Genomic DNA, 10,605 nt, shown 5'->3' on the forward strand with positions numbered 1-10,605 from the left:
CCGGCCTTCTCGAGCAGCGGTTCGGCCTTGCGGGCCAGGCGCACGAAGGAGTGGGTGGACACGTCCATGGCCAGCGCGAAGCCGTCGGCGGAGGTGTCCACCACACGGCCATGCAGGTCGTCGCGCTTGGCGAAGGCCATCGAGTGGATTGCGAAGTCGAGCTTGCCGTACTTGGCGTCGATCTGGGCGAACACATCATCGACGATCTCCGGCTTGGTCACGTCGAGCAGCATCACGTCCTCGACGCCGAGGCGGCTGACGATGGGCTCGATGAAGGCCAGGGTCTTCTCGTTCTGGTAGGTGATGATGACCTTGGCGCCCGCGTCGATGCAGGCCTCGGCGACCCCGGTGGAGATGGATTTTTCGTTGGCGATGCCGGTGATCAGGCCAACCTTGCCTTCGAGGTTGATGATGGGTTTCATAAAGGGGCTCCATAGGGATAAGAAAATTTACCGCACTGCAACAATCGCTGACTTTAGAATAGTCTAGCGTGTCTGTTACACGGCTGTTTTTCATTAACGCTTAGTTTCCAGCTTTCTGGGTCGTCATTGTTGCGATGCGTCAAATCCTGATCGAAAACTCACTGGCTCGGCGGCTAGGGCGATGAACCCGGTTTACGTCTTCCTCGACTTCGACGGCGTCACCCATCCCTGGGGCGAGGTGGAAGATTTCCGTTGCCTGCCGGAGCTGGAGACAGTGCTGCGTGACTACCCGGAGACGCGGGTCGTCATTGCATCCGACTGGCGCACGCTGTTCTCGCTGCCCAAGCTGGCGGCGCGCTTTTCGGAGGACATCCGGCCGCGGGTCATCGACACCACGCCGACGATCTTCCCGCGCAAGCCCGATGAACTGTACGGCCTGCGCGAGCGGGAGGCGCACCAGTGGCTGGCCCGTAAGGGCGGCGACGCGCAATGGCTGGCCATCGACGACGCGCCCGGCAACTGGCCGACCCGCGCCCGGCTGGTGCTGACCGACTTTAAGCGCGGCTTCACCGATGAGGACGCCGGACGCATGCGGCGCATGCTCGACGCCTTTCGGTCCGGTGAGTTCAAGGCGCCGGAGACGACCGCGCCGGCCTGACTTCTTTCCCGCTCAGAACTGCCGCACTAGCGGCGATTCGTCCATCAGCGCCACCTGCTCCCGCAGCGCCAGGATCTGGTCCTGCCAGTAGCGCGGCGTGTCGAACCAGCTGAAGGCGGCCGGGAAGGCCGGGTCGTCCCAACGCCTGGCGATCCAGCCGGCGTAGTGGATCAAGCGCAGGGTGCGCAGGGCTTCCACCAGGTTGAGGCTGCGCGGCTCGAAGTGGGCGAACTGCTCGTAGCCTTCGAGGACCGCGTCGAGCTGGCGCGCCATCGCCGGGGCGTCGCCGGACAACAGCATCCACAGGTCCTGGATCGCCGGGCCGTTGCGGGCGTCGTCGAAATCCACGAAATGTGGGCCGTCGTCGGTCCACAGCACGTTGCCGCTGTGTACGTCGCCATGCAGCCGGATCTGCGTTAGCTCGCCGGCCCGATCGAAGCAGCGGCGTACGCCGTCAAGGGCCTGGTTCACCACCGACAGCCAGGTGTCGCGCAGTTCCGGCGGAAGGAAGGGCGAGGCCAGTAGTGCGTCGCGCGGTTCCTCGCCGAAGCTGCGGATGTCCAGCGTCGGCCGGTGGGCGAAAGGCTGGCGGGCGCCGATGGCATGGATGCGCCCGAGGAAGCGCCCCAGCCAGGTGAGTACTTCGGGGTCGTCCAGCTCCGGCGCGCGGCCGCCGCGGCGCGGGAACAGGGCCAGGCGGAAGCCGTCCGTGTGGTGCAGCGTGCGTCCGCCGATCGCCAGCGCCGGCACGGCAGGGATCTCCGCCTCGGCCAGTTCGGCCAGGAAGGCGTGTTCTTCGAGGATCGCCTCGTCGCTCCAGCGTGCCGGACGGTAGAACTTGGCGACCAGTGGCGCGCTGTCCTCGATGCCGACCTGGTAGACGCGGTTCTCGTAGCTGTTCAGGGTCAGCAGCCGGCCGTCGCAGAAAAGGCCGGTGGCCTCTACCGCCGACAGCACGAAGTCGGGAGTCAGCGGCCCGAAGGGGGCCGTCATTGCTTCTCCTCCCGCGCATAGGCGGCGTGCAGCTTGACCGGCTCGGTCTTGGCGGCCTGGCGGCTGCGCATGCGCAGGTTGAGGGTTTCGACCATCACCGAGAAGGCCATCGCCGAGTAGATGTAGCCCTTGGGTACGTGGTGGCCGAAGGCGTCGGCCATCAGCACCACGCCGATCACCAGCAGGAAGGACAGGGCCAGCATCTTGACGGTGGGGTGGCGCGACACGAAGTCGCCTATCGGGCCGGAGGCAAGCATCATCAGGCCTACGGAGGCGACCACCGCGGCGATCATCACCTGCAGGTGATTGACCATGCCGATGGCGGTGATGATGGAGTCCAGCGAGAACACGATGTCGATCAGGATGATTTGCACGAGCACCGCGCCGAAGGTGGCCTGCACGGCGCTGGAGGCTTCGCCTTCCTCGCCTTCCATCAGCTGGTGCACCTCCTGGGTGCTCTTCCAGACCAGGAACAGGCCGCCGGCCAGCAGGATCAGGTCGCGCCCGGAGAAGCCATGCTCGAGCACCGTGACGAGGGGTTCGGTCAGGCCAGCCAGCCACGACAGCAGCATCAACAGACCGATCCGCATGAACATGGCCAGGAACAGCCCCAGCCGGCGGGCGGTGCCGCGCTGGGCGGGCGGCAGCTTGTCCACCAGGATGGAGATGAAGATCACGTTGTCGATGCCCAGCACCAGTTCGAGCGCGGTGAGGGTGAAGAAGGCGATCAGCAGTTGCGGGTCGGTCAGGAATTCCATGTCGATAGCGCGGTTGTTTCGGGACACGCGGGCGGCATGTCAGCCGCCCGCGCTCGCGCATGGTCGCATGAAAATGGTGTGCTTCGCTGCCTCGCAGCAAAACGGAGATCGCAGGGGCTAGCCCGGCTTGCCGTCGGCGCGCCGGCTCAGGTAGATCGGCACCAGGCGGGCGACCCAGGGGGTGAATACGATCAGCCAGCCAATCGCAGCAGCCGCCGCCAGCACGGTCTGGGCGCCGGGCAGCACATCGGCCAGCACTCGTGTCGCGGCGACGGCGTGGAGGCCGAGGGCCAGCCGCCAGGTCAGTTCGTCGGCCACCAGCGGCCGTCCGGAGTGGCCGAGGGTGACGCGGGACACCATCGCCAGCGTCATCGTCGCGAAGAAGCCGACCGCCATGGCGTGCAGCGGCGCCAGGCCTAGCGTCGTGATGCCAAAGGCGTGCAGCAGACCTTGCACGCCGGCCAGCAGCCAGGCGATGCCCAGCCACAGGAAGCCGATGTGCAGCATGGCCAGCAGGCGCACCGCGAAGCTGCGCCGGAACTGCCATTTCCAGCTCAGCCACAGGGCCGTGCCGGCGGCGGCCAGGTCGGCGGGCCAGGCCCAGGCTTCGTGCTCGGCCATGGCCAGTAGGCCGTGGATCAGGCTGGCACCGACCAGCACCAGCAGCGCCCAGTCGGGGCGGACGAGTTCGTACTTGGGCAGTACCGACGACGAGAAGAAAGGAATCATGCGGTGGCTGACCACCATGAACAGCGGAGCGAGCAGCCACCAGACGCCGATGGAGATGCCGATGCGGGCCGTCAGCGGGGCGCCGCCGGCCGCGAAAGCCAGCCAGGCGACGAGGCCGAGCGCGCCGGCGGCGAGGGCGAACCAGGCTGTACCCGCGTGCTTGCGCTGGGCTTCCGGCTTGAAGGCCACCGGCCAAAGGGCACGCAGGACCAACAGCCAGCCGGCCAGCACCAGCGCCAGCCCGGCAACCCGCAGCGCTGGAGTGGCGACGAACAGGCCGGCGTCGAACAGCAGCCAGCCGGCAACCAGCAGCCGCCACGGCAGGCGCGCCACCGCGCCGGGCGTGTCGGGCATGCCCTGCCAGCGCGGCATGGCGGTCAGCAGGAAGCCGAACACGAAGAACGGGAAGATGCCGTAGGCGGCCCACAGGCCGTGTACCCAAGCCGGCGGCCACGGCCAGGCGGGGGGCGGTAGAAGGCCGTTGCGGGCCAGTAGTTCCCACGCCCACGGTGCGAAGGCCAGCAGGGTCTGCACGGCGCCGGCCAGGAACATCGACCGGTGGGGGGCGGCGAAGAGGACCGCGGTACCCGACGTGGGGGGCTCGGCGGTGGGTTGAGGTGCGGCACCCGTGGGGCGCGCCTGCAATGAAATGGGCTTATCCATAAAGGGGTAAGGACTCCGTACAGAGGTTTCCGGGCGGACAGAGAGGGTTAGAATCTGGTGTTGTACTTCGCCCAACACGAGAATCCGCGCCATGTCCACCGACAAGATCGATATTCCCGGCCTGCTCAGCCGGATGCCCCTGTTCAGCGCACTGGCGCCGGAGGATCTGGCCCAGCTGGCGGCGGCGACGCGGGAGAAGCGCCTGCAGAAGGGCGACCGCCTGTTCCAGCGCGGCGATCTGCCGAAAGGCTTCTTCCTGGTGGTGTGGGGACAGATCAAGCTGGCCTTCACGTCCGCCCAGGGCAACGAGAAGGTCGTCGAGATCCTCGGGCCGCTGCAGAGCTTCGGCGAGGCGGTGATGTTCCTCGACCAGCCCTATCCGGTGCTCGGTGAGGCGCTGGCCGACACGCTGGTGCTGCACATCGGCGCGTCGGCGGTGTTCGAGCAGATCGAGCAGGACCCGCGCTTTGCGCGCAAGCTGCTGGCCGGCATGTCGATCCGCCTGCACACCATGGTGCGGGACGTCGAGTCCTACGCGCTGCGCTCGTCCACCCAGCGGGTCATCGGCTACCTGCTGCAGCTGGCTGAAAGCGCGCCCTGCGCGCCGAAGGACGGCACCCACAACGTCGAGTTGCCGACCAGCAAGCAGGTCATCGCGTCGCGCCTGAGCCTGACGCCGGAGACGCTGTCGCGGATCTTCCATGAGCTGTCCGACGCCGGTCTGATCTCGGTGCAGGGCAAGCACATCGTGATTCACGACGCCGCCCGCCTGGCCGAACACGACTGAGGCCGCCGCCCGCCGCTCAGGCCGCGGCGTGGCGGATGTGGATCGCGAATTCGCCATCGCTGTTCATCTCGGTGCGATGGGTGTAGCCGTTGCGCCGCAGAATGTCGTATAGCGGCGTCGGTTCCCGGTAGATCAGCAGGATCACCTCGCCGCCCGGTGGCAGGGTGTCGAGGGCTTCGAGGGTCAGGTTGAGGGGCTCCGGCGGCATCAGGCCGCGGGCGTCGACGATGACGGGGGGCAGGGCATCGGTCATGGTGTTTCTCCGCTTGGGGGCAGCTCAGGGGGCATGACAGATTGGCCCCTGCTGGAAACGCAAGCCTTGACCGCGCTCAAGCGGCAGATCGCTCGCGTGGCGGAGCGCACGGGCGGTGGTGTGCCCAGAATGGTACATTCCGCGCCTTGTGCAGCGAGAGCCGACGATGAGGGAAGGTAGCGTAGTGGTCGCCGCGGTGCTGATTACGGGCGTGGTGGCGTATTGGTCCACGCATGGTGGCGTGGACAACTGGCGGGAGGCCGAGCCCCGCGAAGAGGCGCCGGTGGCCGCAGAGGCGGTCCGGCGAGCCGCGCAGCCCGAGCCCGCGGCACCGGTCACCGGGAGCCCTGACATTCCGGAGAATCTGGATGCCGCCGGAAAGGCGGCGGTGTGCGCTGAACTGCTGGAAGTCATCCGCGGCGCGGATGCCGCGCTGCGTGATCCCCGCTCAAAGGCGGCCATCGAGCAACTGACGGCGCAGCGGCAGGCCCATCAGGCCAAGCGTGCGGGTCTGGGCTGTTGAGGAGGCCGGCACGGCTCTGGACTAGTGGCTGGTGCCTTCCGAGCGCTGGATCTTGTTGAACAGGTTGTACTTGCCGATCGGCTTCGAGGCCGGCAGCCGCTTGATCTCCTTGAAAGTCTTGGCGTCGAGGAAGATCAGCGCACCCTCCTTCTCCATCAGGCTGGCGATCACGTAGCGGCCGTTGCGGTCGAATTCCACGTGGGCAAAGGTCTTGCCCGGTTCGGGGCGGACTTGGGCGACGACCTGCAGGCTCTGCTTGTCGATGACCTGCAAGGTGTCTCTTGCGGTTGGGCTCATCATCGAGTCGACCCATGCGTAGGGGCTGTTCTCATGGCTGCGCAGGAAGAAGCCGGGCCCCAGCGTGGGGATGGTGGCGACGGTCTGCCAATTCTGCATGTCGATGACGCTGACCCGTGCGTCCTTCAGGTTGGTGCTGGCCACGACGCGATGGCCGTCCCGTAGCCAGGAAATGCCGGAACCCAGGTGCGGCATGCCGGGCAGATCCAGGTTGCTGATTGGTCGGCGCACATCGAGATTGACCACCTTGCCGTGTCCGTCCCGGCTGGCACCGACCACGTTGGTGTAGTCCTGGGTGAAGAAGAAGTCGTCGAGGGGCTCTTCCAGCAGCGTGCGGCGCGGGTTGAGGTAGCCGGGCGTGGCGATCGCCTCGCCCATCTTGTAGTCGTGCACGTAGCCATCGTGGAAAGGCTTGGCGGCCGGGTCGTAGGAGATTTCCCAGATCTCCGGCAAGTCTTTCAGGCCGACCACGAAGCTCTTGCGCGGCGCGGCGTCGTATACCGCGGAGATGCGTGAAGCGGCGTCGCCCTTCAGGTTGCGGCCGTCGATGAGCTTGAGCAGCTTGAGGTCGGCGTCGAAGATGGCCAGGTTGCCGGGTAGGTAGTTGGCCACCGCCACGTAGCGCCCGTCGCTGGATACGGCTGCGTTGCGGGTGTTGAGGCCGGCGCGCACTTCGGCGACGACCTTCAGGTTCCAGATGTCGAACTTGCTGACCCAACCGTCGCGGGACGCGAAGAACACGTAGCGCCCATCTGGCGTGAACTTGGGGCCGCCGTGCAGCGCGTAGCGGGACGGGAATCGAAAGATGCGCTCCATGCGGTCGCCGTCGAGCACGCTCACGTGGTGGTCGCCGGCCTCGACGACGATGAACAGGTTCATCGGATCGGCCTTCGCCACATCACCCTGGCGGGCGTCCGGCAGGCTGCCGGGCGGGAAGGGCTCAACGCGTGAGGCCCGGATGTCGGCGGCGCTCCAGGTGGGCGCGGGGCTGACCGGCGAGTAGATCCAGTCGGCGAGGGCGTCGATCTCGGCGGCGGACAGCACCGCCGAGAAGGGCGGCATCTGCGTCGCGGTGCGTCCGTCGCGGATCGTTGCGACGGCGTCCTTGCGTTTCAGGCGCTCAAGGCTCTCCGGTAACAGGGCTGGCCCCATCGCGCCCAGTCGGCTGGTGCCATGGCAGCTGGCGCAGTGCTGGGCGAAGAGTTCCGGTGCGCCGGCCCGGGCCGGCAGGGTGGTGAAGGCCAGCGCGGCGAGGGCGATGGTGGGGATGAGACGCTTGATCATGGTGCTACGGTCCCTTGTGGGGGCGAATTCATTCGCCCGCGGACTTCGTTCAGCCGACTCTGGGCGAATGAATTCGCCCCTACGGCTTACAGTGTCAGGCCACGGACTGCAGCCGGACCCATGGCTTCACTTCCAGGCGCTCGCCGTCGGCGACGCCGATCTCGGCATTGTCGAGATAGCAGCCGGGGTCTTCCTGCCATGGGTCGCCGGTCAGTTGCTGGGCCCGCACGCGGGTATTGCCGTTGCAGATGGACAGGTAGCGGCAGTCGGCGCAGCGCCCCTTGACCGGCCGCGGCGACTGCTTGAGGCCAGCCAGCAACGGGTCGGACAGGTCGGTCCAGATGTCGCCGAAGCTGCGCTCGCGGACGTTGCCGAGGGTGTGGTGCCACCACATGGTGTCCGGATGGACGTTGCCCAGGTTGTCGATGTTGGCCACGTTGACGCCGCTGGAGTTCCCGCCCCATTGCCGCAGCTTGGCTTCCACATGGGCCGCGTGCTGCGGGAAGCGCCGTTGCACCCAGTGCAGGAAGAAGGGGCCGTCGGCGTCGTTGTTGCCGGTGGTGAAGTCCTTGTCGAGGCCGCGCCGTTCGCAGTCCCAGGCCGTGTCGAACAGCAGATCCATCGCCTTGCGGGTGAGGATGTGGTGGGCATCGTCGGCGCGGTTCTTGTTACCGCGCCCGGCGTAGTTGAGGTGCGAGAAGTAGAAGCGGTCGATGCCTTCATCCTCCACCAGTTGCAGCACGGCGGGCAGGTCGGTGGCGTTGTCCTGGGTCATCGTGAAGCGCACGCCGATTTTCACGCCGAGCTCGCGGCACAGGCGCAGGCCGGCCAGCGAACGCTCGAAGGCGCCGTCGAGGCGACGGAACTTGTCGTGGGTCGCGCGGATGCCGTCCAGGCTGACGCCGACGTAGTCGAAGTCCACGGCGGCGATCGCATCGATATTGTCTTTGTCGATCAGCGTGCCGTTGGACGACAGGCCGACGTAGAAGCCCATCGCTTTGGCACGGCCCGCGATCTCGAAGATGTCCGGCCGCAGCAGGGGCTCGCCACCGGAGAGGATCAGCACCGGCACGCGGAAGGCTTTCAGGTCGTCCATCACGTGGAAGACCTCCTGCGTGTCGAGTTCGCCGGCGAAGTCCTTGTCGGCGGAAATCGAGTAGCAGTGCTTGCAGGTCAGATTGCAGCGGCGAATCAGGTTCCAGATGACCACCGGCCCCGGTGGCGAGCGGCGCGGGCCGAGGGGCGTGGGGGTGGCGATCTCGCGGATATAGCTCGAAATGCGGAACATGGCCTCACCTTCCGAAGGGTTTTGGGCATTGTCCCCGTGGGGAGGGGCCCCCGGCCTTGATGGGTATCAACCGGGCATCTGCATGTGAGGCGGATCTACGTTTGCCACTGCTTCTATATGTATAGGAGCTGCATCTGGTGTGGCGAGCCGCATGATAATCACCGGGCAGGGCTGACAGAATGGCTCGACTGCAATCCGCTCCGAATCGATTGAGAGAATCCCCTATATGGCTGTCATTCATCCCGAAGGCTGGCGCGAGTTGAAGGCCAGTGGCGCCGCCCAGCGCGAAATCGAAACCCTGGCGATTCTTGCCGCGGAGTTGGACGACACTTACACCGTTTATCACGGCGTGCACTGGACGCGGGTCCAGCAGGGTAATTACGCCATCGTTGGCGAGATCGATTTCGCGATCGTCGGGCCGACCGGCAAGCTGCTGCTGATCGAGCAGAAATCCGGCTTCCTGGCCGAGACGCCGGAAGGCCTGGTGAAGCGCTACGCCCAGAAGGACAAGAGCGTGCCGCTGCAGCTCGCCCGGACCGTTGATGCGCTGACCCAGCGTCTGAGGGCGATCTGCGGGACGGAGTCGCCGCAGGTCGATACGCTGCTGTTCTGCCCGGACTACACTGTGAAACAGCCCGGCATCGCGGGTATCGATCCGGCGCGCATCATCGATGCGAGCAAGCGGGATTACCTGGCGCACACCGTGCGTTCCATCCTGCCGGCGCGGGGCGAATCGGTTCTCTATAAGGACAAGCTGCACCGCTTCCTGGGTGACGTGCTGCAACTGGTGCCGGAAGTGCATGCGGTCGTTGGCGAGGCGCATGCACTATATACCCGGCTGGCCGGCGGTTTAGCGGAGTGGGCGCGGCGCATCGAGTGCGAGCCCTTCCGCCTGCGTGTGATCGGCACCGCCGGCTCGGGCAAGACCCAGCTGGCGATGGCGGTCTATCGGGATGCGCTCGCTGCCGGGCGCAAGCCGCTCTATATCTGTTACAACCGGCCGCTGGCCGACCACATCGCGCTGATCGCTCCGCCGGGCGGTCAGGTTCTCACTTATCACCAGCTGGCGGATCGTGTCTGTCAGGCGGCCGGCGAAGTGCCGGATTTCAGCCGTGAGGGCGCGTTCACCCGGCTGGAAGGCTTCCTGGACAAGTATGTTCCGGATGAGGCCGATTGTTTCGACGAGATCATCATCGACGAAGGGCAGGACTTCCATGCCCGCTGGGCCGACAATCTGCTGCGCTTCCTGCGCCCTGGTGGTCGCGCCTGGTGGCTGGAAGATCCGATGCAAAACCTCTACGGCCTGCCGCAGGTCCGGCTGCCGGGCTGGGTGACCCTGCGTTCGGACATCAATTACCGCAGCCCGAAAGACATCCTCGCGTCCCTCAATCTATTGCTGCCGCTGGAACATCCGGTCGAGGCTGGTAGTCCGCTGAGTGGGTCGGACATCGAGATCCTGATCTACACGACGCCCGACGAACTGGTGGCCCGCTCGGTCAGCGCAGTCACCCGTGCCATCGGTCTGGGCTTCAAGCGTTCACACATCGCGCTTATCAGCTATCGCGGGCGTGAGCATTCGGCACTGACGCCATTCACGCGACTCGGCCCCTATTCGCTGAAGGCTCCGACGGGGCGCTACGACCTGCTGGGCAATCCGATTCTGACCGAGGGCGACATCCTCACGGACTCCGTATTGCGCTTCAAGGGGCGGGCGGCACCTTGCGTGATCCTGACCGAGGTAGACTTTGAGGCGCTCGATGAAAAGGCTGTGCGGCGGCTGTTTGTCGGCGCTACCCGGGCGACGATGAAGTTGACGCTCGTGGTATCTGAGCGCGTGGCGTCACTTCTTCAGTCGCGGCTGAATAGCGCAGACCAAGAGCGGTTGTAGCCTGTCAGCAATCGTCTGCTGGGCACTGGGCACCTGCTCGAGAATTATTTTGTCGAATGGTG

At 66.1% G+C, this 10,605-nt stretch carries 11 protein-coding genes; 4 read left to right on the top strand and 7 right to left on the bottom strand.

The window, feature by feature from the left end:
- On the bottom strand, window positions 1-422 hold a 422-nt coding region (locus ACE3RX_RS22480; protein WP_374487201.1), incomplete at its 3' end, for an SDR family oxidoreductase.
- A 181-nt stretch (window positions 423-603) separates the two neighbouring features.
- On the opposite strand from ACE3RX_RS22480, the gene ACE3RX_RS22485 reads away from it, so the two are divergent.
- Complete coding sequence (locus ACE3RX_RS22485; RefSeq protein ID WP_374487202.1) at window positions 604-1,080, top strand: HAD domain-containing protein; 477 nt, start codon at window positions 604-606, stop codon at window positions 1,078-1,080.
- Between the two features lie 12 nt (window positions 1,081-1,092).
- Here ACE3RX_RS22485 and ACE3RX_RS22490 read toward each other — a convergent pair whose 3' ends face one another.
- The 3 genes from ACE3RX_RS22490 to ACE3RX_RS22500 all read right to left on the bottom strand — a co-directional run bounded on the left by ACE3RX_RS22490 (window position 1,093) and on the right by ACE3RX_RS22500 (window position 4,223).
- Window positions 1,093-2,073, bottom strand: a complete 981-nt coding sequence (locus ACE3RX_RS22490) for a serine/threonine protein kinase (RefSeq protein WP_374487203.1) — start codon at window positions 2,071-2,073, stop codon at window positions 1,093-1,095.
- Window positions 2,070-2,831 carry a TerC family protein gene (locus ACE3RX_RS22495; protein WP_374487204.1) on the bottom strand — a complete coding sequence of 254 codons (762 nt, stop codon included), beginning with the start codon at window positions 2,829-2,831 and terminating at the stop codon, window positions 2,070-2,072. Before ACE3RX_RS22495 ends, ACE3RX_RS22490 begins: the two co-directional genes overlap by 4 nt.
- Before the next feature lie 117 nt (window positions 2,832-2,948).
- A complete protein-coding gene (locus tag ACE3RX_RS22500; protein WP_374487205.1) occupies window positions 2,949-4,223 on the bottom strand; it encodes an NnrS family protein in 1,275 nt (424 codons plus the stop codon).
- Between the two features lie 91 nt (window positions 4,224-4,314).
- Between ACE3RX_RS22500 and ACE3RX_RS22505 the strand changes: the two genes are divergently transcribed.
- Window positions 4,315-5,010 carry a Crp/Fnr family transcriptional regulator gene (locus tag ACE3RX_RS22505; protein ID WP_374487206.1) on the top strand — a complete coding sequence of 232 codons (696 nt, stop codon included), beginning with the start codon at window positions 4,315-4,317 and terminating at the stop codon, window positions 5,008-5,010.
- Window positions 5,011-5,026: 16 nt separating this feature from the next.
- Here ACE3RX_RS22505 and ACE3RX_RS22510 read toward each other — a convergent pair whose 3' ends face one another.
- Complete coding sequence (locus ACE3RX_RS22510) at window positions 5,027-5,263, bottom strand: DUF2249 domain-containing protein (protein ID WP_374487207.1); 237 nt, start codon at window positions 5,261-5,263, stop codon at window positions 5,027-5,029.
- Window positions 5,264-5,429: 166 nt separating this feature from the next.
- Between ACE3RX_RS22510 and ACE3RX_RS22515 the strand changes: the two genes are divergently transcribed.
- On the top strand, window positions 5,430-5,786 hold the full coding sequence (locus ACE3RX_RS22515; RefSeq protein WP_374487208.1) for a hypothetical protein: 357 nt from the start codon (window positions 5,430-5,432) through the stop codon (window positions 5,784-5,786).
- 21 nt (window positions 5,787-5,807) lie between these two features.
- Here the strand turns inward: ACE3RX_RS22515 and ACE3RX_RS22520 are convergent, their stop codons facing one another.
- Window positions 5,808-7,367 (bottom strand): cytochrome D1 domain-containing protein, encoded by a 1,560-nt coding sequence (locus ACE3RX_RS22520; RefSeq protein WP_374487209.1) that lies wholly within the window; start codon window positions 7,365-7,367, stop codon window positions 5,808-5,810.
- 94 nt (window positions 7,368-7,461) lie between these two features.
- Window positions 7,462-8,655, bottom strand: coding sequence for a heme d1 biosynthesis radical SAM protein NirJ (gene nirJ, locus ACE3RX_RS22525; protein ID WP_374487210.1), 1,194 nt, complete (start codon window positions 8,653-8,655; stop codon window positions 7,462-7,464).
- A gap of 226 nt (window positions 8,656-8,881) precedes the next feature.
- On the opposite strand from nirJ, the gene ACE3RX_RS22530 reads away from it, so the two are divergent.
- Entirely contained in the window at window positions 8,882-10,543 is a 1,662-nt protein-coding gene (locus ACE3RX_RS22530) for an ATP-binding domain-containing protein (protein WP_374487211.1), read from the top strand.
- The last annotated feature ends 62 nt before the right edge of the window (window positions 10,544-10,605 follow it).

Origin of the sequence: Zoogloea sp. (genome assembly GCF_041914405.1) — a bacterium.
Classification (GTDB): domain Bacteria; phylum Pseudomonadota; class Gammaproteobacteria; order Burkholderiales; family Rhodocyclaceae; genus Zoogloea.